The organism is Nonomuraea sp. NPDC048826 (assembly GCF_043198225.1).
Taxonomy (GTDB): domain Bacteria; phylum Actinomycetota; class Actinomycetes; order Streptosporangiales; family Streptosporangiaceae; genus Nonomuraea.
Genome location: NZ_JBICUQ010000009.1, coordinates 43,795 through 65,935, shown reverse-complemented (window position 1 = coordinate 65,935; position 22,141 = coordinate 43,795). Strand labels below are relative to the sequence as shown.

The following is a 22,141-nucleotide window of genomic DNA, read 5'->3' as shown; positions in this document are numbered from 1 at the left end:
TGGTGTCGGCACTGGAGGGTTCGCATAGTGGACGAGTGCAGCCGCCTTGAAAGCGGCCAGGTCAGCGATGGCCTCGTGGGTTCGAATCCCACACCCTCCGCTCAGTGGCCGGGGGCGGCGAAACCGTCCCCGACGCAGGCCGCCAGCTGCAGGTAGGCGTCTCTGGTGGCCTCCTGCAACCGGTCCAGATCGATCTCCGCGCCCTCCTCCAGATGCGGGTCGTACGGCACCCGCACCACCGCCCGGCACCGGGCGGCGAAGTGGCCCTCCAGCTTGTTGATGTCGACGGCCGACTTCGACCGCGGCCTGACGCTGCAGAGCACCACGGTGGCCTCGCGGACGAGGTTCTCGTAGTGGTGGGCCTCCAGCCAGTCGAGCGTGGCCGAGGCCGCCCGCGCGCCGTCGACCGACGGTGAGCTGACCAGCACGATCTGGTCGGCCAGGCCGAGCACCCCGCCCATCGCGGAGTGCAGCAGGCCGGTGCCGCAGTCGGTGATGCAGATGGAGTAGAAGTTCTCCAGCACCTGGGAGACGGCCTGGTAGTCGGCCCCGCTGAACGCCTCGGAGACCGAGGGATCGCGGTCGGAGGCCAGCACCTCCAGCCTGGACGGCGCCTGCGAGGTGAAGGCCCTGATGTCGACATACCTCTTGACCTGGTCGCGCTCGGTCAGCAGGTCGCGGACCGTGGCCGAGGTCTCCAGCTTCAGCTTGTCGGAGAGCGTTCCACGATCGGGGTTGGCGTCGACGGCGATCACGCGGTCGCCGCGGATCTGGGCCAGCGTGGCGCCCAGGCCGACGGTGGTCGTGGTCTTGCCGACGCCGCCCTTGAGGCTGAGCACGGCGACCCGGTGGTGGCCGGTGGCGACGGGGGTGCGCGCCCTGGCCATCAGCGCCCGGCGGCGCCTGACCTCCGGCGGCTCGCCCGGCTTGATCCAGCCGCCGGACGCCTTGTAGACCAGCCGGCGCCAGCCCTTCGACGGGGCGTTGCGGCGGCCGCGCAGCAGCGTGTCGGGGTCGAGGCTGTCGGCGCTGGGCCTGCCGGTCGCCGGGGGCCTCGGCGGGGCGTTGAAGACGGGCACCGGGGCCGGGCGGTGGCGCGGCCGGGGCTGCGGAGGCTCTTCGGTGGGGATGCGGGGCTCCTGGAACCTGAGGTGCTCGTCGAACGTGCGGGGTTCCGGCCCGCCGCGCGACTCGTCGACGGCGCGCTCGGGCTGCTCGGCGAAGGCGCGCTGGGACGGCTCGGCGAACGGCGGGCTGGGCGCCTCGAAGGCGCGCTGCGGCGGCTCGGGGAAGACCGGGCGCTCGGGCTGCTCGGCGACGGCCGGACGCCGGGGCGGCTCCTCCGGGGACGTGTCAGAGGGGCGCTCCGGCTCGTCGGCGGGCTCGTCCCTGGCCCAGGCGGGGGGAACGGGCCAGGGGAGGTTCTCCTCGGTCTGCTCCTCCGGCCTCTCGGGCTCGGGGAAACGCTCGGGCTGGGGGAAGGACGCCAGCGCGTAGCTGTCGGTGTCGTCAGGCCGGGGCAGCGGCTTGAGCGGCGCCAGGAACGCGTCGTCGATCGCCGGCCTGGTGTCGGCGCTGTCGTCACCGGGCGGGTCGTCCCTGGGGGAGGCCTTGTCGAGCCACTCGGCCGCCTCGCTCTCCGACTCAGGCGCCTCGTCCGCCCCGTACACCGAGTCGACCGCCGCGCGGAACAGCGGCGGGGTCGGCGTGTCGTGCTGCGGCACCGACGCCCACGGGTCCTGGGGGTAGGGCGAGACGACGGCGGTCTCGTCGGCGGGGACGCCTGGACCGGTCTTGGCGCTCACCTTGACCGGCGCCTCCTCGGACTCCTTGATGGCGTCCAGCCAGGCGAGTTGCTCCTCGAGAGATTCTTCCCGATCGTGTCGTGCCACCGTGTTCCCCCTCGGGCGGGTCTAAAGGGGCAGTAAATATCTCTGCAGATTAACGCCAAGCGCTGCGGGGAACGCCGGCAACCCACAACTTCCCTGCCCCGTTACCGTGGTGCGCATGCGAGCCATCGAGATCACCCGCAGCGGCGGGCCAGAGGTGCTGGAGTGGCGGGAGGTCCCCGACCCCCGTCCTGAGCGCGGCGACGTGCTCATCGACGTGGCCGCCTCGGCGGTCAACCGGGCGGACGTCCTGCAGCGTCAGGGCAACTACCAGCCTCCGCAGGGCGCCTCGCCCTACCCGGGGCTGGAGGTCTCCGGCGTGGTGGCGGAGGTCGGCGCGGACGTCGAGCACTTCAAGGCGGGCGACGAGGTCTGCGCGCTGCTCTCCGGCGGCGGCTACGCCGAGCGGGTGGCCGTGCCGTGGCAGCAGGTGATGCCGGTGCCCCGCGGCGTCCGGCTGGTGGAGGCCGCCGGGCTGCCCGAGGTGGCGTGCACGGTCTGGTCCAACGTCTTCATGCTGGGCCGGCTCCGCAAGGGCGAGACGCTGCTGGTGCACGGCGGCGCGAGCGGGATCGGCACGTTCGCGGTGCAGCTCGCCAAGGCGTTCGGGGCCGAGGTGGTGGTCACGGTCGGCTCGGCCGAGAAGGGCGAGCGGGTCAAGGCGCTCGGCGCCGACGCGTACGTGAACTACCGCGAGGAGGACTTCGCCGAGAAGGTCAAGGCCGACGTGATCCTCGACATCATGGGAGCAAAATATCTCGCGGGCAACGTGCGGGCGCTGAAGACCGGCGGCCGGCTGGTGGTCATCGGCATGCAGGGCGGCCGCAAGGCCGAGCTCGACCTGGGCCTGCTGCTGGCCAAGCGCGCCTCGGTGCACGGCACCACGCTGCGCGCCCGGCCGGTCGACGACAAGGGCGCGATCGTCCGCAGCGTCGAGGAGAACGTCTGGCCGCTGGTCGACGCGGGCGCGGTGCGGCCGGTGGTGTTCGCCGAGGTGCCGATGTCCGATGCGGCCGAGGCGCACCGCATGTTGGATTCCGGTAGTCACGTCGGGAAGATCCTGCTAGTACGGTGAGACCTATGAATGCTGAGGACAACAACTCCCCTCACATCGTGGTGGTGGGCCCCGACTTCCAGGGTCAGGGTGATAGCGGCGAGGAAGAGCGTTCAGTCGCCAGCCTGGTCGAGCAGCCCGCGAAGGTGATGCGCATCGGCAGCATGATCCGCCAGCTGCTCGAAGAGGTCCGGGCCGCCCCGCTCGACGAGGCGAGCCGCAAGCGGTTGAAGGACATCCACCAGTCCTCCATCAAGGAGCTCGAGGACGGCCTGGCGCCCGAGCTGGTGGAGGAGCTGGAGCGGCTGTCGCTGCCCTTCACCGAGGACACCGGCACCGCGCCCAGCGACGCCGAGCTGCGGGTGGCGCACGCCCAGCTGGTGGGCTGGCTCGAAGGGCTGTTCCACGGCATCCAGACGACGCTGTTCGCCCAGCAGATGGCGGCCCGCGCCCAGCTGGAGCAGATGCGCAGGGCGCTGCCCGGCGGCCGGCCCGACGACAACGCCCGTCCGCCCGGCGGCTCGGGGCCCTACCTGTAGAGCTCCTCCAGCACCAGCGCGACGCCGTCCTCGTCGTTGGCCGCGGTCACGTGGTCGACCGCGGCCAGCACGCCGGGGTGCGCGTTGGCGACCGCGTAGGACGTGCCTGCCCAGGTCAGCATGGGCAGGTCGTTCGGCATGTCCCCGAACGCCACGACCTCCGACGGCTTGATGGCGTGCCGCTCGGCCAGCGTGGCCAGGGCCGTGGCCTTGGTGACGCCGTGCGCGCTCATCTCGATGAGGCCGCGGCCGCTGGAGTGGGTGGCGGTCACCAGGTGGCCGACCAGCTCGTGCACGGCGATGTGGAGCTCGTCGGGGTCCATCTCGGGGTGCAGGGCGAGCAGCTTGACGCAGGCGCGCGAGGTGAGCGAGTCGCCGCCGACGGGCTCACCGTCGGTGGTCTTGCGGTCCCAGGTGCCCAGCCGGAAGTCCGACTCGTGCGCGTAGCCGCCTTCGTACTCGACCGAGAACGACAGATCGGGCACGTTCGCTCGTAGCTGAGCGACGACTTCGTCGAGCACCTCCGGATCGATGAGGTGAGACTTCACTATCCGCTCGGTGTGGAGGTCGTAGATCAGCGCCCCGTTCGCGCACACGGCCAGGCCGCGGTGCCGCACGGCGCCCGCCACAGGGTGCATCCACCGAGGCGGGCGGCCGGTCACGAACACGAGCATGGCCCCTGCCTCCTCGACCCTGGCGAAGGCGGCGGCGGTACGGGGAGACACGGTTCCGTCAGTACGCAGGGCGGTGCCGTCCAGGTCGGTGGCCACCAGACGGGGTGCGCGAAGGGTGTGCATAACACGTTCCAGTTTGCCCGGTGATGCGCCCAGCCAGAAATCTTCGTTCGACGGGAACACCAACGCGCCAGAATGGTGTTAGATGTGGAGGCGTTGTATTAGCTATCCCGTAGTGAAAACCAGCATGACTTTGTCTGAGCCACCCCGGGTGCTTGCTGTACGACACACCGGGACCCACGAGGTGTGGGTCCCATAGATTCACATCCTGAGGGAGAGCTTTTATGGCTCAGGGAACCGTCAAGTGGTTCAATGCCGAGAAGGGCTTCGGCTTCATCGCCCCGGACGGCGGCGCGCCGGACGTGTTCGTGCACTTCTCCGAGATCGTCGGCAACGGCTACCGCAGCCTTGAAGACGGCCAGCGGGTCGAGTTCGAGATCACGCAGGGCCAGAAGGGGCCGCAGGCCTCCCAGGTCCGCTCCATCTGACCTGTAGCAGCGAGACAGGCCGGGGTTCGCTTCCAGCGGACTCCGGCCTTTCGCGTTTGGTCAAGCCCTTGACGGAACGTTGTTACGGCTGTGACTCGATTCACAGGCCAGGCGAACCTCGACACCTTTCTTCACATCAAGAGATATATGAGGTACGCCTGGTTATGCCACCCCGCAACTGTCACCTCCGTGATCGTCCTGTTACTCAACGATCACATCCTCAAGCACGCCTGGCCCGGATTCGTCACGGGCAAGCTCAGTGACGTCGCGGGACTCGTCGTCGCGCCGCCTCTGGTGGCCCTCTTGCTGCCGCGCCGCGCCGATCTCGCGGCGACCATCCTGACCGGCGCGCTCTTCACGGTCGTGAAGACCACGGAGACGGGCGCGGAGGCCGCCTCCCAGATCTGGACCACCCTGGCGGGTTCATCGCGCGTCCTGGCCGATCCTACGGACCTCCTGGCCCTCCCGGCGCTCGCTCTGGCCTGGTGGGTACGGCAGCGCAGCCGGGAACGGGTGGCCGCCCGATGGCACGTGATCACCGCCGTGCCGCTCGCCGTCCTCGCCGTCACCGCCACCGCCGCCCACCCCGGGATGCCCACCGCCGAGATCCTCTACCTCCAGCACGGCGCCATCGTGCTCGACGGCCGGTACGCCTCCCGCGACGGCGGCGCGACCTGGGAGTCGTACGAACCCCCCGCCTCCATCACCGAGCACGCCCCGTCCATGGGCTCCCGGGCGGCCTGCCTGCGCGAACACTGCTACCGGCTGGTCAGGGACCAGGTGAAGGTGCTGCGCTCCGGCGACGGGGGCCGCACCTGGGCGCCCGAGTGGGAGATCCCCCGCGAACGAGTGGTCATGCTCGAACGCGAGCTGATCGGCGACCGGCAGTACGAGACCGGCATCGCCTCGGCGTCGCTCGTGGTCGTGGACCGGCCGGGCGGGCACGTCGTGGTCGTCGCCAACCGGCGCGACGGCGTCGCCGTCAGGGATGTCGGCGGGACGTGGCGGCGGTTCGGCTTCACCCAGGACGGCGGCCTGCTGGAGTCGGCCGCGATCCCGCTCGACCGGCCCGCGGACGACGGCGCCGAGATGCTGGTCGCCGGGCTCGCCGCCGCCTGGGCCGCGCTGCTCGGCCTCGCGGTCCAGGCCCGTCGGTCACGCCGCGTCCGCGCCTGGCTGACGCCCGTGCTGGGCGGCCTCGGCGCCCTGCTGACCGCGCCGATCCCGTACGAGCAGAAACTGGGCGGCGGGCCGCCCGTCCTCGATCTGCTGGGCGTGACCCTGATGATCTGCGCGGTCGTCCTGGCCTGGTCGCTGGCGGCCGACGGCGGCGCCCGGGGCACGGTCGATGCGCTGGCGCTGGGCGTGGCCGTCGGGCTCAGCGTGGCGGCGCCGTTCAAGGCGTGGAGCGTGGGCTGGCTGGACCACGGCGTCGCGCTCGCCGTCGTCGCGGTGGCCGCGCCGGTCGTGTGCCTGACCGGCGCGGCCTACCTGCGTTACTTGACCGGCTCCAGGACGTCCAGCCCCACGTAGGGGCGGAGCGCCTCGGGAACCACCACCGAGCCGTCGGCCCGCTGGTGGTTCTCCAGGATGGCCACCATCCACCGGGTCGTGGCCAGCGTGCCGTTGAGCGTCGCGGCGAACTGCGGCTTGCCGTCCTTGTCGCGGAAGCGCACGCCCAGCCGGCGGGCCTGGAACTCGGTGCAGTTGGAGGTCGAGGTCAGCTCGCGGTAGCGGCCCTGGGTCGGGATCCAGGCCTCGCAGTCGAACTTGCGGGCCGCCGACATGCCGAGGTCGCCCGCCGCCGTGTCGATCACGCGGTAGGGGACCTCGATCTTGGCGAGCATCTCCCGCTCGTACTGCAGCAGCCTCAGGTGCTCGGCGGCCGCGTCTTCGGGCCGGACGTAGGAGAACATCTCGACCTTGTCGAACTGGTGGACCCGGATGATGCCCCGGGTGTCCTTGCCGTAGGAGCCGGCCTCGCGGCGGAAGCACGACGACCAGCCCGCGTAGCGCAGCGGCAGCTGGTCGGCGGGCAGGATCTCCTGCGCGTGGTAGCCGGCCAGCGACACCTCGGAAGTGCCCACGAGGTAGAGGTCGTCCTCCGGCAGGCGGTAGATCTCCTTGTCGTGGGCCACGTGGAAGCCGGTGCCCTGCATGGTCTCCGGCTTGACCAGGACCGGGGTGATCATCGGCACGAAGCCGGCCTCGATCGCGTGCTGCATGGCCATGTTGAGCAGGCCGAGCTGCAGCCTGGCGCCCAGGCCCTTGAGGAAGAAGAACCGCGAGCCGGACACCTTCGCGCCCCGCTCCATGTCGATCGCGTCGAGCCGCTCCCCCAGCTCCAGGTGGTCCTTCGGCTCGAAGTCGAAGACGCGCGGCTCGCCGTGGGTCTCGAGCACGACGTAGTCGTCCTCGCCGCCGGCGGGCGCCTCGGGCTGGACGATGTTGGGCACCGCCTGGATCAGCCCGTCGAGCTCGGCGCCGAGCTTCTCGGCCTCCGCCTCGGCCGACTTCACCTGGGCCGCGAGGTCCTTGGCCCGCTGGAGCAGCGCGGCCTTCTCCTCGCCCTGCGCCTTGGAGACCTGCTTGCCGAGACTCTTCTGCTCGGCGCGCGTGGACTCGAACGAGGTCAGCGCGGAGCGGCGGCGCTCGTCCAGGTCGAGCAGCGCGTCGACGACCGAGTCGTCCTCGCCGCGGGCGCGCTGCGACGCCCGGAGCCGGTCAGGGTCCTCACGAAGGGTACGCAGGTCGATCACAAGGAAAGGCTACCGGCGCGCGGAGAGCACCCGCTCCCCGATTTTCAGACCCGCCCGGCGCGGATCCTGGCGAGCCAGTCTTCGGCCTCGGCGAACTCGGCGTCGCCCGTGCCGCGCTTGATCGGCGGGGTCACCCCGTCGGCGCGCGGATAGCTGCCCAGGAAGCGCACCTCGCCGCAGATGCGGTGCAGGCCCGCGATCGCCTCGCCCACCCGGGCGTCGGCCACGTGGCCCTCGAAGTCGAAGTGGAAGAAGTAGCGGCCGATGCCCTGGCCGGTGGGCCGCGACTCGATGCGGCTCAGGTTGACGCCGCGCACCGAGAACTCGGTCAGCATCTCCAGCAGCGCGCCCGGGTGGTCGTCGGCCAGGAACACGACCAGGGTGGTGCGGTCGCTCCCGGTCGGCTCGGGCAGCGGGCCCGGCCTGCTCACCCGTACGAACCTCGTCACGGTGTCGGACCGGTCGCCGATGTCGTCCAGCAGCTCGACCAGGCCGTAGTGCTCGCCCGCGATGCGGGCGGCGATCGCGGCGTCGTACGGCGAGCCGGGCAGCGACACCTCCTGGGCCGCCGCCGCCGTCGACGGGGCGGCCACCACCACCGCGTCGGCCAGCTCGCGGTTGAGGAACCCGCGGCACTGCGTGATCGCGGCCGGATGGGTGTAGACCCGCTTGATGTGCACGATCTCGGTGTCGGGCCGGGCCAGCAGCGAGAACCGCACCGGCAGCAGCAGCTCGGCGGTGATCAGCAGCGGCTCGCCCCAGGCGAACTCGTCCAGCGTCGTCGTGATGCCGCCCTCGAGCGAGTTCTCCAGCGGGACGACCGCGCCGTCGGCCTCACCGGCGCGCACGGCGTTGAGCGCGGCGGTGACGGTGGCGCTGGGCAGCCGCTCGGCCGTGGGCTCCAGAAGCCTCAGGGCCTCTTCGGTGAAGGTGCCCTCGGGGCCGAGGTACGCGATTCTGGACATGCTTACAGGGTATCCGCAGGTTGACGTGCACCGTAGGACATTTGACCCGGCTGCGCGGCCCGTCTTTTCGGCAGCCGATATGCCAGCAGCCAGACGAGGACGAGCGCGCCGAGACCGAAGCCGTTCTGCACGATCTTGCCCAGCACGGGGCTGACGACCGGGATCTCGGCCGCCTTGATCGCCACGCCCCACCAGGGAACCGGCAGCACGTAGTACAGCCACACCCCCACCGCCACCCGCACCCGCACCGGGTCGCGCCCGTCACCCACGATCGCGCCCAGCACCACGACCACCCAGGCCAGATGGTGGATCCACGCCACCGGCGACAGCAGCACCGCCATCAGCCCCACCAGCGCCACCGCCGTGACCGGGTCGCCGTCGCGGTAGGCGTCGCGGGCGCCGCGGAACCCGTACCAGCCGACCACCGCCACCGCCGCCAGCCAGATCACGGTCGTCAGGGCGTCGGGCAGATAGAGGCGGATGAGCATGCCGCGCATCGACTGGTTGGTGGTGGCCGCGTTCGCGCCCAGCCGCTCGGAGTCCAGCAGCGCGCCGAACCAGAAGTCGACCGCGTCCTGCGGCACCACCGCGAACGGCAGCAGCGTCAGCAGCGCCGTCACGAACACCGCCATGGACAGCGTGCGCCACTGCCGCGTCACCAGCAGATAGACGAGGAACACCCCGGGCGTCAGCTTGACCGCCGTGGCCAGCCCGATCAGGAACCCGCGCGGCCACCACGGCCGCCGCGCCACGCAGTCGGCCAGGCAGAGCGCCACCAGCAGGATGTCGACCTGCCCGAACCGCACCTGGTCGCGGATCGGCATCAAGAACGTGCAGGCCACCATCAGGAACGCGAACACCCACGGCGCGTGCCGCCCCAGCGCCTCACGGAACGCGAAACCGACCGCCACCCCCAGCGCCGCGAAGATCCCCGCCGTCCACACCCACTGGGCGGTCACCCACGACATCGCCGCCAGCCCGCTCGCCAGCAGCGCCGCGATCGGCGGATAGGTGAACGGCAGCAGCTGCGGCGCCGGCGTGAAGAACCCGTAGACCGGGCGGCCCTCCAGCACCATCTGACCGCCGGTACGGTAGACGTCGAGATCGACGAGGCGCTGATCGCCGGGGTTGGTCAGCCAGTGCTCGACCAGGGGCCACACCCCCAGGGCGACGACCACCGCCGCCAGGGCCCACGCCCACCATTGCCGCCGCATCGGCGCCTCGACACCCGTCACGCTGTGGCAGGCTACCGTGACGGTGACCGAAGGGCGCGCCGACTCAGGGGGTACAGCACCATGCCGCACTGGCGCATCCCGACGGGACGTCCGGTCCGTTCCCGACGCGCCGGGGTTTTGTGGCTGGTCGTCGTAGGCCTCCTGACGACCCTGTGGACCGCCCCTGCCGCCGCTCGGGAGCACATCGCCGCACCGGCCTCCGCCACCGCTCAGGGGCGGGTCGCCGTCATCGGCGTTCCCGGGCTCGAATGGAGCGACCTCGACGAGTCCCGTACGCCGAACCTCTGGAAACTGGCAGGCCAGGGCGGCACCGCCGCACTGTCCACCCGCGCCGTACCACCCCCCGACCGGGGCATCACCTGCCCCACGGCCGGCTGGCTGACCGTCTCGGCCGGCCAGCGCGCCGGCACCCCGGGCCGCGGCTGCCCGGCGGCGCCCGTGCCGCAGCCCACCGGCGACGCCCGCTCGGCCACCGTCCCCGGCTGGGCGGACCTCGTCGACCACCAGGCCACCACCGGGTACGCCGCCCGGCTCGGCACCCTCGCCCAGACCGTCGCCGACGGCGGCGGCCAGGTCGCCGCCGTCGGCCCCGGCGCCGCCCTCGCCGCCGCCGACACGACCGGACGGGTCGCCGCGTACGCCGACGCCCCGGCCGAGCTGGGCGACCTCTCCTCGTACGCGCTGATCGTCATGGACGCCCCGGACCTCGCCACCGCCTGGGCGGAGCAGCCCCTGGACGAGTACGGCGTCCCCGCGGCCATGCCGCCGGACGTCCGCCGCACGGCCGCGGCCGCCGCCGACCGCCGCGTCGGCGCGTTCCTGGCCGCGCTCCCGCCCGGCGGCACCGTGCTGGTGGCCGGGCTCTCCGACGTCTCCCCCGGCGCCCACCTGCACGTCGCCATCGCCACCGGCCCCTCCCTCTCGGGCGCCCCGTACGCCACCGGGCACCTCACGGCCGGCTCGACCCGCCAGGACGCGCTCGTCGCGATCCAGGACCTCACCGCCACCGCCATCCACCTGACCGGCCTCGAACCCCCGAGGCAGGTCGTGGGCCGCCCCTGGCAGCCCGGCGGCCCGGCCGCCCCCACCGTCGGTGAGACGGTCGCCGGCCTGGCGGACGCCGACCTGGCCAGCCAGGTGCTGCGCGAGGTCCGCGGCCCCTTCTTCGCCGTCTTCGTCACCGTCCAGCTCCTCTTCTACGCCTTCGCCGCCCTGGCCCTCCGCCGCCGCAGATCCCCCCGAGGATCGAACGCCACAGACGACCTCCCCCGTACACCCCCAGCGGACGGCCCGAACGACCTTCCACGTACGCACACCCCGGAGGGACCGGACACGGAGGGCGGCGTTGGGCGCACGCACACCCCGGAGGAACCAGGCGGAGCGAGCGACCTCCCGCGCACGAACACCGGGGGGCTTGATCTGGCTGCGGCGTCGCGGTTGCTGGTGGCCGTGCAGGTGGTCTCCGTGTTGAGTGGCGCTATCGCCGTGGCGACGTTCCTGGCGCAGCTCGTGCCGTGGTGGAGCCTGCCCGCGCCGATGGCCGCGCTCATCGTCACGATCCTCGTCATGGCAGGGCTCATCACCGGCCTGGCCTTCGCGGGACCGTGGCGCTCGCACGTGCTCGGGCCGCTCACCGTGGTCGCGCTGGTCACCTCCGTCGCGATGCTGGTGGACGTCATGACCGGGTCCAGCCTCCAGGTGAACGCCGTCTCGGGGTACGAGCCGGTGACCGGCGGACGGTTCTACGGCTTCAGCAACATCGCCTTCGCCATCTACGCCACCGGCACCATCCTCGGCCTGGCGGGCGTCGCCCAATGGCTGCGCGGTAAGGGCGCGCCCCGCTTGGCCGTGCTGGCGGTTTGCGTGTTGTACGGAGGACTGGCGGTCTTCGCGGACGGGTCGCCCGCCTGGGGGGCGGACTTCGGCGGCGTGCCGGCGTTCGTCGCCGGATTGGCGGTCTTCCTCATCCTCCTGGCCGGCGGGCGGGTGTCGATCGCGAAACTGCTGGTCGTCGGCCTGGCGGGGGCCGCGCTCATCGGCGCGATCTCCTTCGCCGACTGGCGGCGCCCGGCCGGGGAACGCACCCACCTCGGGACGTTCGTCCAGCAGGTGATCGACGGCCAGGCGTGGACCGTCGTCGGCCGCAAGTTCAGCGCCATGGTCGGGGTGACCGTGGGGAACTGGTCGCTCACCCTGCTCTCCCTGGTCGCGCTGGCGTTCCTGTTCCTGGTGCTGGCGCGGCCGTCACGCTGGGGGGCGTCGGCGCTCGGGCAGGCGTACGCGCTCGCCCCCACGCTGCGCGCCGGGCTCTTCGGCGCGCTGACCTGTGCTTTCATCGGCTTCCTGATGAACGACTCGGGCATCGCCATCCCGGCCATGGCGCTCACCGTGGCCGTGCCTCTGACGCTGGCGTCGTGCGTACGCGCCCTGCAGCTCTCCACGCCCACCACAGCAGAGCCGCCGTCAGCGCCAGCAGCAGCCACGGAACGACCTGACTCCGCACGACGGTCGTGAGCCATCCCAGCTCGGCCGGCTGCCCGACGACCCGCGCCGGCAGGTAGGCCACCGACAGCACCAGCAGATGGACCACCATGAACCGGTCCAGAGCAGACGCCGCCGCCAACGCCAACACCCCGAACGCCAACCCGTCGTACCAAGGCAACACGTAGGGAGAGGCGAACAGGTAGGCGACCACCATCACCCCCGCAACCACCACAGCCTCGCCACCCCGCCCCGCACCATCACCATGCCGCGCACTCTGGTCACGCACTCCGGCGACCGACCCCAACCGGAACGGCCCCCGGTCTGAGCCCGCTCCGAGAGACCCTCGCCCCGAGCCCTCTTTGGTTGGTTCCAGCCCGGAACCCTCTCCGGTTGGCCCATGCCCGGAGCCTGCTCCTGAAGGCCCTGGCCCCGAGCCCGATCCGGGAAGCTCTAGCCCGGAGTCCGCTCCCCAAGGCCCTTGCCCAGAGTCCACGCCACGTGGCCCTTGCCCAGAGTCCACGCCACAAGGCCCTCGGCCGGAGTCCCCTTCGGTTGGCCCTTGTCCTGGGCCTGCTCCGGAAAGCCCTTGTCCGGAGCTCGCTTCGGGAAGCCCTGGTCCTGGGCCTCTGCCGGAAGGCACTTGCCCCCAGCCTGCCCAGCGGGTGGTGAGGCCGGAGCGGGTGGTTAGGCGGAAGAGGGACCAGGCGATGAGAGCGAGCAGGAGGAGGGAACCGATCTGGATCTCGCCCCGGTAGGCGCTGCCCGTGCCGACGATCGACTGCAGCCAGCCTTGGACCAGCTTCCAGAACGAGGCGTTGGAGACCGACTTGCTGGTGCGGGTGACCGGGGCGAGGGCGTCGAAGCCGGCGAGGGCGTAGCCGGCGATCACCACCGCCAGGGCGACGCCTGCCATCAGGGCCAGGCGGCGGGGGGCGCGGCGCAGCTCCCAGGCGGGGCCGAGGGCGACCAGGCCGGCGTTGAGTTTGATGGCGACCCCCAGGCCGAGGAGCGCGCCTCCGACAACGGGTCGGGTGCGCGCCAGGAGGGCGGCGACCATGCAGGCGATGGCCAGGGTGTCGACGTGCATGCCGGCGACGAGTTGGTAGAGCAGGAGGGGGTTGGCCGTCCACAGCAGCGCGGCCCGTACCCGCGCGGCGGGATCGTCGCGGGTGAAGCGGTCGATCAGCAAGCCGGTGGCGATGAACGCGGCGGCGTTGACCAGGGCCAGCAGGAAGATCGTCAGGCGGAGGGAGTCTCCGGCCAGCCAGCTCGCGGCGGTGTGGAGAGCCGTGGCCACCGGGCCGTAGACCGTCGGCTCCTCGCGCCACGGGGCCTCGACGGCGTCGGTGACCGGGTCACCGGGGAGGTCGTCGGCGCCGTGGGTGTACGGGTCGATGCCGAGGGAGGCCAGGCGGCCGTAGCCGGCGTAGTTGAGATGATCACCCGAACCCGACGGCGGGAGGAAGGCGAGCAGGGCGGCGGCCAGGCAGCCGAGCAGCACGAGCGCCCGGGGCAGGCGGGCGGGAAACGACATGGCCGGGACCGTCAGGGCCGCCAGGAGACCGAGCCCGCCGAGCACCAGGGCGGCTGCGGCCAGGGAGATCACGAGGTAGGGGTGAGGGTCGGCGGCCATCGAGTAGGGCGGCTGCCAGGCGGGGCCGGACAGGGACGGGACCATGGCGGACGGGCCGAGCACGCCGATCAGCGCCGTCAGCAGGAACGAGACGGCGATGCAGACAAGGGCGGGCCACATCAGCCGATGGGAGGTGCTGACCCGCGTGTCGGAAGTCACCCGCAAATTCCAGCACACCCGCCCCAGGACTCCGGCCGCCCGTCCCCACCCTGTGGATAACTTCGTCCTGAAGACTGCTTCGCGCAAGCCCAGTTGTGCGGGAGCACCGTCCCGCCGAATCCCATATGGCAGGAGCACCGGAGGTTACGTCAGCGCCGGGGTCCCCGCATGACGGGAGGACTGCAATGTTGGAGCAAGAGTCTTGGAGGCCCGAGGGCAGCGCTGATCCCCGGGAAGGCCGGAGTCGGAGTACCGGAGGTCATGTCAGTGCCCTACCGGGGTCCCGCATGACGGGAGTCCGAAGGTCCGGGGTCTTGCAGGTTCGGGGTCTTGCAGGACCGGGGTTTGCAGGACCGGGGTTTGCAGGACCGGGGTTTGCAGGACCGGGGTCAGTGCCAGCCAGCGCCGGGTCAGCGCCGGGTCTGAGCCGGAACAACGCAGAGTCCCGCACAGGGAAGACGCAGAGCCCCTCACAGGGTCAACGCAGAGCCCCGCGCAGGGACGACGCAGAGCCCCGCGCAGGGACGACGCAGAGCCCCGCGCAGGGACGACGCAGAGCCCCGCGCAGGGACGACGCAAAGCCCATCACAGGGTCAACGCAGTCCCCTGCACCAGTTCACCGCCGAGGGCGGAGTTTGGCGAGGTTGTCGGCTACCAGGGGTTCGCGGGCTGCCAGCGCCAAGGCCACGTCGCGCAACTGCCTGGCCCTGTGGAGCTGGGAGCGCCAGTCGGAGCCGGTCGCCCGGTGGGCCATGTCGACCTCGACCTCCACCACGCGGAACCCCTTGCGGAGCAGGTCGATGGTCAGGGCCGTCTCCACGCCGAAGCCGTGGGCCAGCGGGCGGGCCGCCTCGAACGCCTCACGGGTGAGGCAGCGCTGGCCGTTGAGCGGCTGGCTGGCCTCGAAGCCGGTGGCGCGGCGGATGCCGTCTCTGGACAGCCGGACGACGATGCCGTGGCCGGCGAGCTTGACCCGGTTGGTGAACGCGGCGATGGTCATGTCGGCCAGGCCGGAGCGTACGGGCTCGGCTAACGCGGCCGCGGCCTCGGCGGTGCCGGCCAGGTCGGCGTCCAGGAAGAGCAGGTGGCGGGCGGCGCCGTCGTCGAGGAGGCGCACGGCCTCGGCGCCCGTCTCCATGGCGGCGGCCTTGCCGCGGTTGCGGCTGTGGCGCACGACCTTGGCCCCGGCCGCGCGGGCGACCCGTCCCGTCTGGTCGGTCGAACCGTCGTCGACCACGACGACGAGGTCGACACCGGGCAGGCCGAGGGCCGAGGTGACGGTGAGGCCGATGCGATCGGCCTCGTTCTTGGCCGGGATGACGACCGCGGTGTCGCCCGCCGTCATGACTTCTCGGAGATGAGGAACTCCTGCGGCACCTCGTCGTGCACGGTGAAGACCGAGTCGAGCCCGGTGACCTGCAGGATCTTCTGCACCGCCGGACGGGGCGCGGCCACCTCCAGGGTGCCGCCCCGCTCCTTCATCCGCTTGAGCGCGGACAGCAGCACGTTCATCCCCGTGGAGTCACAGAAATCCACGGCGGACATGTCGATGACGACCCGGCCGGGCCCCTCCTGGAGCAGACGGGTGAACTCCGACTGCAGGTGGGGTGCCGTATAGAGGTCGATTTCACCGGCGATCACCACGAGGGCGTGGCCGGCATGTGATCGAGTCGAGACCTTGAGCTCCACAGAGGCAGGCTAGCGGCGCGGAGGCTCCTGGTCACGTTGTCACGCCGATACGTGGGTGAAGGCATGAATCGAGGTGGCCGATCCCGAGCTGTGGACGAGAGTGGCCGTTTGGGCTCCATGAAGACGGAGAGTAGGCGAAACTTGACGGTGCGCCACCATGATGGCCGGAGAGGGGGCGGGCCGGAGCTCCGTGATCCGGTCACCACTTCACAGCAGGAGGAGGCTGGGCGAGCTCACGGGCCCGACGACCTATGAACACAGACCAACCGGAAGATCCTCAGCGTCAGAAACTCCGCGAACAGCTGGAGGCCATTCTCATCCGCAGCGAGAAGGCGACCTCGTGGCACGACGAGGCGGCCCGGCTGCGCGGGCTGGTCAACCACGAGGGGTACGTCCCGGTACGCGCCAAGCTGGCCGGGGATGACCTCGACTTCCTGTCGGGGGCCCGCGACGAGCTGCTCATGTTCTCCGAACTGGGGCTTCGCCTGCTCGACCTGCACCAGCCGCGCGACGCGGGCGGCATCACCAGCGACGCCGCGCACCCGATCCTGCGGTGCCGGAGCTGCATGTGGAGATGGCCCTGCCCGACATTTCGCGCGATGTCGGAGTCGTTCGGCTCCACCCCGGAAGCCGCCCTCAAGGAACCTATCCTCCCGGAACCCGCCCTCAAGGAAGCCGCCCTCAAGGAACCCATCCTCCCGGAGTCCGCCCTCCCGGAGTCCGCCTGACAGGCGCCGCCCGCCCCTCACCCGAGAACGCCACCGCCTCCCGAACCAGGAGGCACGTCGAACCGCCTCACACCGAGACACGTCGAGCGCACGCGCACATCGGGCGACACACACCGCCAGCCTCACGCAAGGTACGACGCGCACGCAGCACGACGCACGCGGCACGACGCGCACAGAGCACGACGCACGCAGCACGACGCACGCGGCACGACGCGCACAGAGCACGACGCACGCAGCACGACGCGCGGCAAGCCTCCGCCTCACGCAAGCACGTCCCGCGAGAGGCCGACCCGCACACGCGAAAAACCGCCGAGACCCCGCCGAGAACCGCCGAGAAAACCGCCGCCTCACGCGAGCGGAAGCCGGATCTCGAACCTGCACCCCGATCCCTCGTTAGCCACCCCGATCACCCCGTCGTGCGCCCGCACGATCCCCTGGGCGATCGCGAGCCCCAGCCCGGCCCCGCCGTCCGACGTCGGGGTCCGGGCCGCCTCGCCGCGGAAGGCCACCTCGAACACCCGGGGCAGGTCCTCCTCGGGGATGCCGCCGCAGGAGTCGCTCACCGACAGGCGGGCGGTCGCGACGTCCGCCCCGGCCCGCAGCACGACAGGCCGCCCGCTGGGCGTGTGCTCGATGGCGTTGACCACGAGGTTGCGCAGCGCGCGGCCGAGCGCGCTCGCGTCGGCCGAGACCGGCACGGGTTCGGCCGCCTCCGCGCTGAGCAGCACGCCTTTGGCCCTGGCCAGCGGTTCGGCCCCGGCCAGCGTGTCGGCGACCAGGTCGGCGAGCCCGACCCTGGCCGGCGTGAGCCGCAGCGCCCCGGCGTGGATCCTGGACAGCTCGAACAGGTCGTCGACCATGCCCGACAGCCGTTCCACCTCCCGTTTGATCTGGCGGTGGTAGCGCCCGACCGTCTCGGGGTCGGACACGACGCCGTCCTCCAGGGCCTCCGCCATGGCGCGCATCCCGGCCAGCGGGGTGCGCAGGTCGTGGCTGACCCAGGCGACGAGTTCGCGCCGGGCGCCTTCCAGGGCGCGTTCGCGCGCGTACGCCTCCTCCAGCGCGTCGGCGATGGCCTGGAGCTCGGCGGGCAGCCCGCGGGGCGCGGCGAACGGCGGCTCGCCGACCGCGGCCACCAGCCGCCTGCTCTCCGCCACGACGCGCCTGGCCACCACGAAGGCCACGCCAAGTCCGACGAGCCCGCCGACGGCGACCACGCTGAGCACGATGTCCCTGGCGGGACCCTCGATGATCATCCGCATGGTGATCGCGACGACGCCGGCCAGGGTGGCGGCCACCGCGACGACCACCACGATGGCCAGCATCACGCCGATCGAGCGGGTGCGCAGCCACCACATGACGGCCAGCCCCACCCCGGCCACGAGCAGGCCGAGCCCGGCGGTGACCGCGACGATCATGCCGAGGCTCACGCCGCGCCCTCCAGTGGCTCGTACCGGTAGCCCACCCCCCAGACCGTGACGATCCTGCGCGGTTCGGTCGGGTCGGCTTCGATTTTCTCCCGCAGGCGTCTGACGTGCACGGTCACGGTGGAGGAGTCGCCGAACGACCATCCCCACACCTGGTCGAGCAGCGCCGTCCGGCTGAACGCCTGCCTGGGGTTGCGCATCAGGTAGGCCAGCAGGTCGAACTCTCGGGCGGTCAGCATGACCCGCTCTTCGCCGAGCAGCACCTCGTGGGCGCCCACGTCCACCACCAGGTCGGCGTCGCGGAGCACTCCGGTGCCGCCGGTGATCGCGGCGCCGGACGCCCGGCGCAGCACCGACCGCACGCGTAAGGCCAGCTCGCGCGGGCTGAAGGGCTTGACCACGTAGTCGTCGGCGCCCGTCTCCAGGCCGGCCACCCGGTCGAGTTCCTCGCCGAGCGCGGTCAACATGATCACCGGCACCGGCCAGCGCTCCCTGAGCTTCCTGCACACCTCCAGCCCGTCGATCGCGGGCAGCATCAGGTCGAGCACCATCAGGTCGGGCGGGCTGGTCAGGGCGCGGCGCAGCGCCTCGGCGCCGTCGCCCACGCACTCGACCTCGTGCCCGTCGCGCTCCAGATAGCGCGCGACCACCTCGGACACGGTCGGGTCGTCGTCGACCACCAGGATGCGCGTGTTCACGCCTTCACGGTACGGCGCGGGGATGCCCGTGCGGCGATCACGTCATCGGACGGTAAGACTCGCACGGGGCAGCGGCACGACGTACGGTGGCCTCATGGGTCGAGTCATCATGCTCGTTGCGGGTGCCGCGCTGGCGCTCTTCGTGCTGTTCACCTTCATCATCCCCATGGTTCTGGGGCTGCTGAAGATCGCGCTGATCATCGGGGTGGTCGCGCTGCTGGTCTTCATCGTCGTCACGCTGGTCGGTAAGTCGTCGACGTCGTCCCGGTGACGGCTTTCCTGTTCGATCCGGGGCTCATCGCCGTCACCATGGTGGCGGTCCTGCTGCTCGTCTCGTGGGCGGCCAGGCTGCTGCCGGTCCTCGGCGGCGAGCCCTCCGGATTCCCCCTGGTGTACGCGCGGCGCACGGCCTTCCAGCGCCAGCGCGATCCCGGCGCGCCCGGCAGACCTCGCCCGCGCGCGCCATCGCCCTGCCCCGCTTCCGGTTAGCGGGGCTCGGACCCGAGCCCTGAGGTCTCTGTGTGAGAAGGGCTCATGATCGATTCACTCGTCTCGTTCGTCGTCGGCGTGTCCGGAGGGCACGCCGCTCTCGGCATCGTGCTGTTCACCCTGGCGGTGCGGCTCCTGCTGCTGCCGCTGGGCGTCCGCCAGGCCCGCAGCGCCAAGATCAGGCAGCGCCTCGCGCCCAGGCTGGGCGAGCTGCGCAAGAGGTTCGGGCGCGATCCGGAGCGGCTGGCCAGGGAGACGTCGGCGTTGTTCGCCAAGGAGGGCAGCTCGCCGCTGGCGGGGATCCTGCCGGGGCTGGCGCAGTTGCCGTTCCTGTGGTTGATGTTCCGGGTGGCCACGCATCCGACCGCGCTGGCGGGTCACGACCTGTTCGGGGCTCCGCTGGGTCAGCAGGTCGCGGCCGTGATCGCGCATTACGGTCTGGCTAGTGGCCCCTTTTCGGTCTTCGCTTTGGTGCTCGCGCTGATGGCCGTGGTGGCATGGCTGTCATCCCGTACGATGCGCGCGACGCTCACGGACGACCAGCCGGAGTTCATGCGGAAGCTGACACCGTGGCTGCCGTTCGGCTCGGTGCTGGCCGCGGCGGTGCTCCCCCTGGCCGCCGGGCTCTATCTGCTGGTGTCCACGGCGTGGACCACGGGAGAGCGCGCCGTGCTCGCTACCCGGCCTCTCTGAGGACGTGAACCTGCCCGTTCACCTTCCTTTTGGGCGCGGGCAGGATCGCCCACACCGTTGTCATGTCGCCGTCGTGCCGCACGCCCCAGCTCTCCGCCACGTACTCGACGATGCCCAGCCCGCGCCCGCCCAGCGAGGAAAGGGCCGGTCGGCCCGCCCTCGGCTCGGTGGCGGCTCCCCCGTCGCTGACCGCCACCTCGATGTGTTCGTCGCTACGCAGCCAGGACACCTTCACCATGCCCGAGGGCAGCGGGTGCGCGTGTCGCAGCGCGTTGCTGAGCAGCTCGCTCACCACGAGGACGGCATCGTCGATCGCGGCGCCGAAGACCCCGCAGTCCTGGAGATCGGAGCTGAGACGCTGGCGGGCGACGGCGACGCTGGACGGCGCGTACGGCAGTAGCACCACGCTTGACACACCCACCTCCCCGTCTCCCAGTGCCCCCCGCGGAAGCACCCCCGGTACGACCGAAATGCCCCGTTACTCGATCCCAGAAACCGCATCTCGATCACAGCTTGTACACATCGGACGATAGATCAGCGCAACCATGACCACCTCGTTACCGCCTCGGTGTGTCGGATCCGATAGGCGAAACGTACCTGAGCTGGAGCTTCATCCGTGTGCCGCCCCCCGGTCTGGCATGCGCGCTCACCTCTCCGCCCTGCGCCCTGGCCAGGCTCCGCACGATGTAGAGGCCGAGCCCGACGCCGCCGAACCTCCTGCGGTCGCCGGTCTCCACCTGGACGAACCGTTCGAAGATCCGCTCGCGGTCGGCCGGGGCGATTCCCACGCCCTCGTCGTCGACCACGACGACCACCCGGCCGTCCTCGCGCCAGGCGCCTACGCTGATCAGCCCGCCCTGCGGCGAGTACTTGAACGCGTTCTCCAGGAGCTGACCGAGCACGATGTCGGTGGCCAGCGGATCGCCCATCGCATGCGGCAGATCGGCGGCGACGTCCACGTCGATGCGGTGTCTATCGGACAGTACAGGCAGACCGAGCGTGGCCGCGCGTACCCGTTCGGCCAGGTCGAACGGCTCGTCGCCGACCACCTGTTCCTCGGCCCCGGCGCGGGCGCCGAGCAGCAGGTGGTCCATGAGCCGCCCGAGCGACCGGGAGCGCTCGGCGATCGTGTGCACGGCGGAGCGGCGTTCGGCGTCGCTGAGCTTGTCCCACCGGGCGTCGAGCGTGCTGGCGAAGCCGCCGACGACCGTGATCGGGGTGCGCAGCTCGTGGCTGGTGGTGGCCAGGAACAGGTCCTTGGCCTCCTCCAGCTCCTTGGCCGCGGTGACGTCGCGGAAGTCGACGACCAGCTCGCCGGTCTCCTCGATGCGCGCGCACACCACGTCCAGCCAGCGCCCGCCGGGCAGCTGGTGGGTCACCTTCTCGCCGGGGCCGGGCAGCGGGAACGGCGGCGGGCCGCCCGTGACCTCCTCGGCGCTCACGGCGGTGAGCGCGGCCGCGGCCGGGTTCCACCGCAGCACCCGGCCGTCGCCGTCGAGCACCGCGATGCCGTCGGCGCTGGCGTCGAAGACGGCCCGCTCGTGCGCCCGCTGCCGCACCGCCTCCTGGTAGGCGACCGCGTTGCCGACGGCGATGCCGGCGTGCCCGGCCAGCAGTTCCAGCAGCTCCAGTTCGAGATGACCGGGCTTGCGCCGGGCGAACAGCGCGTAGAGCGCCCCGTACGGCCGGCCGCCGACGGCGGCGAGGCCGAGCGCGACCGTGTGCAGGCCGCTGAGCCGCGCCCACTCCAGCCGGTCCACCCCTTCGGACTCCAGCAGCACGGTCTTGCCGGTGCGCAGCAGGGTGCCGACCAGGCTGGTGCGCAGGTCGGTGGTGGCGTCCTTCAGCGACTCCGGCAGCCGGTAGGTGCTGACCACGCGTAACCGGTCGCCCTCGATGAGCGCGAACCCGCCCGCGTCGGCCCCGGTCAGCTCGGTGAGGCTGGCCGAGATGCGGTCGAGCACGGCGGGCAGCTCCAGCTCGGCGTTGATGTCGCCGACCACGTCGGTGAGCCTGCGCACCAGCCTGGCCCGGCGCGCCATGCGGTCCTTGGCGGCGGCGTCGGCCTGCACCAGGTGGTAGACGCAGACGTAGCCGGCCGTCGCGCTGCCCACGCGCAGCGCGCTGATGTCGGCCCGCACGTCGAGCACGGCGCCGTCGGCGCGTGACCGCTTGGTGCGCAGCGACACCTGCTCGCCGGTGCGGACCCGTTCCAGGGCCGCGTGGTGCTCGGCCGCCAGCTCATCGGGCACGATCGGCGCCCGCCGGCCCAGCATGTCGGCCGCGGGCCAGCCGAAGAGCGCCTCCGCCGCCGCGTTCCACACCAGGACCGTCTGGTCCCTGTCGATCGCGACGACGGCGTTGGGCGAGCTGTCGAGCACCGCGCGGGCCATCTCGTCGTCACTCGAAGCCCTTGCGTCCCCCACGACTCCATAGTGCACGCGGCGTGGCGCCCGCGTCGGGCGATCCGTCCGATAC

The 22,141-nt window shown here is 71.7% G+C and carries 20 protein-coding genes, 1 tRNA gene and 1 pseudogene; 10 read left to right on the top strand and 12 right to left on the bottom strand.

Going from position 1 to position 22,141, the window contains the following annotated elements; all coding sequences use genetic code 11:
* Positions 1-13 precede the first annotated feature (13 nt).
* A tRNA-Ser gene (locus ACGFI7_RS30825) sits at positions 14-100 on the top strand.
* 1 nt (position 101) lies between these two features.
* On the opposite strand, the gene ACGFI7_RS30820 is transcribed toward ACGFI7_RS30825, so the two are convergent.
* Positions 102-1,892: an AAA family ATPase gene (locus ACGFI7_RS30820; RefSeq protein WP_393410661.1), complete on the bottom strand. Its 1,791-nt coding sequence runs from the start codon at positions 1,890-1,892 to the stop codon at positions 102-104.
* 115 nt (positions 1,893-2,007) lie between these two features.
* Between ACGFI7_RS30820 and ACGFI7_RS30815 the strand changes: the two genes are divergently transcribed.
* Positions 2,008-2,964 carry an NAD(P)H-quinone oxidoreductase gene (locus ACGFI7_RS30815; RefSeq protein WP_393410659.1) on the top strand — a complete coding sequence of 319 codons (957 nt, stop codon included), beginning with the start codon at positions 2,008-2,010 and terminating at the stop codon, positions 2,962-2,964.
* Positions 2,965-2,969: 5 nt separating this feature from the next.
* The gene (locus ACGFI7_RS30810) at positions 2,970-3,482 is read left to right on the top strand and encodes a bacterial proteasome activator family protein (protein ID WP_393410657.1); all 513 of its coding nucleotides are present in this window, start codon (positions 2,970-2,972) and stop codon (positions 3,480-3,482) included.
* Here ACGFI7_RS30810 and ACGFI7_RS30805 read toward each other — a convergent pair.
* Positions 3,473-4,279 carry an HAD family hydrolase gene (locus ACGFI7_RS30805; RefSeq protein ID WP_393410655.1) on the bottom strand — a complete coding sequence of 269 codons (807 nt, stop codon included), beginning with the start codon at positions 4,277-4,279 and terminating at the stop codon, positions 3,473-3,475. The genes ACGFI7_RS30810 and ACGFI7_RS30805 overlap by 10 nt on opposite strands.
* A gap of 221 nt (positions 4,280-4,500) precedes the next feature.
* On the opposite strand from ACGFI7_RS30805, the gene ACGFI7_RS30800 reads away from it, so the two are divergent.
* Positions 4,501-4,704 carry a cold-shock protein gene (locus ACGFI7_RS30800; RefSeq protein ID WP_101787411.1) on the top strand — a complete coding sequence of 68 codons (204 nt, stop codon included), beginning with the start codon at positions 4,501-4,503 and terminating at the stop codon, positions 4,702-4,704.
* Positions 4,705-4,893: 189 nt separating this feature from the next.
* The gene (locus tag ACGFI7_RS30795) at positions 4,894-6,237 is read left to right on the top strand and encodes a hypothetical protein (RefSeq protein ID WP_393410652.1); all 1,344 of its coding nucleotides are present in this window, start codon (positions 4,894-4,896) and stop codon (positions 6,235-6,237) included.
* Here ACGFI7_RS30795 and serS read toward each other — a convergent pair.
* Genes serS through ACGFI7_RS30780 form a run of 3 tightly spaced genes read right to left on the bottom strand, consistent with a single transcriptional unit; the run spans position 6,201 to position 9,663 of the window.
* Positions 6,201-7,463, bottom strand: coding sequence for a serine--tRNA ligase (serS, locus tag ACGFI7_RS30790; RefSeq protein WP_393410650.1), 1,263 nt, complete (start codon positions 7,461-7,463; stop codon positions 6,201-6,203). The genes ACGFI7_RS30795 and serS overlap by 37 nt on opposite strands.
* A gap of 44 nt (positions 7,464-7,507) precedes the next feature.
* A complete protein-coding gene (gene pheA, locus ACGFI7_RS30785) occupies positions 7,508-8,428 on the bottom strand; it encodes a prephenate dehydratase (RefSeq protein WP_393410648.1) in 921 nt (306 codons plus the stop codon).
* A 2-nt stretch (positions 8,429-8,430) separates the two neighbouring features.
* Positions 8,431-9,663 carry a glycosyltransferase 87 family protein gene (locus ACGFI7_RS30780; RefSeq protein ID WP_393410646.1) on the bottom strand — a complete coding sequence of 411 codons (1,233 nt, stop codon included), beginning with the start codon at positions 9,661-9,663 and terminating at the stop codon, positions 8,431-8,433.
* Positions 9,664-9,723: 60 nt separating this feature from the next.
* On the opposite strand from ACGFI7_RS30780, the gene ACGFI7_RS30775 reads away from it, so the two are divergent.
* Entirely contained in the window at positions 9,724-12,177 is a 2,454-nt protein-coding gene (locus ACGFI7_RS30775; RefSeq protein ID WP_393410644.1) for a hypothetical protein, read from the top strand.
* Positions 12,178-12,829: 652 nt separating this feature from the next.
* Here the strand turns inward: ACGFI7_RS30775 and mptB are convergent.
* From mptB to ACGFI7_RS30760, 3 genes and pseudogenes are all read right to left on the bottom strand, one after another.
* Positions 12,830-13,681 (bottom strand): annotated as a pseudogene (gene mptB, locus ACGFI7_RS30770) (polyprenol phosphomannose-dependent alpha 1,6 mannosyltransferase MptB); the annotation flags it as partial.
* An 874-nt stretch (positions 13,682-14,555) separates the two neighbouring features.
* Positions 14,556-15,284: a glycosyltransferase family 2 protein gene (locus ACGFI7_RS30765; RefSeq protein ID WP_393410642.1), complete on the bottom strand. Its 729-nt coding sequence runs from the start codon at positions 15,282-15,284 to the stop codon at positions 14,556-14,558.
* Positions 15,281-15,628 carry an STAS domain-containing protein gene (locus tag ACGFI7_RS30760; RefSeq protein ID WP_393410640.1) on the bottom strand — a complete coding sequence of 116 codons (348 nt, stop codon included), beginning with the start codon at positions 15,626-15,628 and terminating at the stop codon, positions 15,281-15,283. Before ACGFI7_RS30760 ends, ACGFI7_RS30765 begins: the two co-directional genes overlap by 4 nt.
* Before the next feature lie 251 nt (positions 15,629-15,879).
* On the opposite strand from ACGFI7_RS30760, the gene ACGFI7_RS30755 reads away from it, so the two are divergent.
* Positions 15,880-16,356: a hypothetical protein gene (locus ACGFI7_RS30755; protein ID WP_393410638.1), complete on the top strand. Its 477-nt coding sequence runs from the start codon at positions 15,880-15,882 to the stop codon at positions 16,354-16,356.
* A gap of 347 nt (positions 16,357-16,703) precedes the next feature.
* Here ACGFI7_RS30755 and ACGFI7_RS30750 read toward each other — a convergent pair whose 3' ends face one another.
* Positions 16,704-17,786, bottom strand: a complete 1,083-nt coding sequence (locus ACGFI7_RS30750; protein WP_393410636.1) for a sensor histidine kinase — start codon at positions 17,784-17,786, stop codon at positions 16,704-16,706.
* Positions 17,783-18,481, bottom strand: a complete 699-nt coding sequence (locus ACGFI7_RS30745; protein ID WP_393410634.1) for a response regulator — start codon at positions 18,479-18,481, stop codon at positions 17,783-17,785. The genes ACGFI7_RS30750 and ACGFI7_RS30745 overlap by 4 nt, the downstream gene beginning before the upstream one ends.
* A gap of 94 nt (positions 18,482-18,575) precedes the next feature.
* Between ACGFI7_RS30745 and ACGFI7_RS30740 the strand changes: the two genes are divergently transcribed.
* From ACGFI7_RS30740 to ACGFI7_RS30730, 3 genes are read left to right on the top strand one after another with little or no spacing between them, the layout of a single operon-like run.
* A complete protein-coding gene (locus tag ACGFI7_RS30740) occupies positions 18,576-18,752 on the top strand; it encodes a hypothetical protein (protein WP_393410632.1) in 177 nt (58 codons plus the stop codon).
* Positions 18,749-18,970: a DUF6412 domain-containing protein gene (locus ACGFI7_RS30735; RefSeq protein WP_393410630.1), complete on the top strand. Its 222-nt coding sequence runs from the start codon at positions 18,749-18,751 to the stop codon at positions 18,968-18,970. The genes ACGFI7_RS30740 and ACGFI7_RS30735 overlap by 4 nt, the downstream gene beginning before the upstream one ends.
* 45 nt (positions 18,971-19,015) lie before the next feature.
* Complete coding sequence (locus ACGFI7_RS30730; RefSeq protein WP_393410628.1) at positions 19,016-19,663, top strand: YidC/Oxa1 family membrane protein insertase; 648 nt, start codon at positions 19,016-19,018, stop codon at positions 19,661-19,663.
* Here the strand turns inward: ACGFI7_RS30730 and ACGFI7_RS30725 are convergent.
* Both ACGFI7_RS30725 and ACGFI7_RS30720 read right to left on the bottom strand, forming a co-directional pair.
* Complete coding sequence (locus ACGFI7_RS30725; RefSeq protein WP_393410626.1) at positions 19,647-20,078, bottom strand: ATP-binding protein; 432 nt, start codon at positions 20,076-20,078, stop codon at positions 19,647-19,649. The genes ACGFI7_RS30730 and ACGFI7_RS30725 overlap by 17 nt on opposite strands.
* Positions 20,079-20,220: 142 nt before the next feature.
* A complete protein-coding gene (locus ACGFI7_RS30720) occupies positions 20,221-22,089 on the bottom strand; it encodes an ATP-binding protein (RefSeq protein ID WP_393410624.1) in 1,869 nt (622 codons plus the stop codon).
* Between the last annotated feature and the right edge of the window lie 52 nt (positions 22,090-22,141).

What these genes read in the sequence shown, in the direction of transcription:
- ACGFI7_RS30815 (WP_393410659.1), top strand. Translation starts at nt 2,008, where the DNA reads ATGCGAGCCATCGAGATCACCCGCAGCGGCGGGCCAGAGGTGCTGGAG.
- ACGFI7_RS30810 (WP_393410657.1), top strand. Translation starts at nt 2,970, where the DNA reads ATGAATGCTGAGGACAACAACTCCCCTCACATCGTGGTGGTGGGCCCC.
- ACGFI7_RS30805 (WP_393410655.1), bottom strand. Translation starts at nt 4,279, where the DNA reads ATGCACACCCTTCGCGCACCCCGTCTGGTGGCCACCGACCTGGACGGC.
- ACGFI7_RS30800 (WP_101787411.1), top strand. Translation starts at nt 4,501, where the DNA reads ATGGCTCAGGGAACCGTCAAGTGGTTCAATGCCGAGAAGGGCTTCGGC.
- pheA (WP_393410648.1), bottom strand. Translation starts at nt 8,428, where the DNA reads ATGTCCAGAATCGCGTACCTCGGCCCCGAGGGCACCTTCACCGAAGAG.
- ACGFI7_RS30775 (WP_393410644.1), top strand. Translation starts at nt 9,724, where the DNA reads ATGCCGCACTGGCGCATCCCGACGGGACGTCCGGTCCGTTCCCGACGC.
- ACGFI7_RS30765 (WP_393410642.1), bottom strand. Translation starts at nt 15,284, where the DNA reads ATGACGGCGGGCGACACCGCGGTCGTCATCCCGGCCAAGAACGAGGCC.
- ACGFI7_RS30755 (WP_393410638.1), top strand. Translation starts at nt 15,880, where the DNA reads ATGAACACAGACCAACCGGAAGATCCTCAGCGTCAGAAACTCCGCGAA.
- ACGFI7_RS30740 (WP_393410632.1), top strand. Translation starts at nt 18,576, where the DNA reads ATGGGTCGAGTCATCATGCTCGTTGCGGGTGCCGCGCTGGCGCTCTTC.
- ACGFI7_RS30730 (WP_393410628.1), top strand. Translation starts at nt 19,016, where the DNA reads ATGATCGATTCACTCGTCTCGTTCGTCGTCGGCGTGTCCGGAGGGCAC.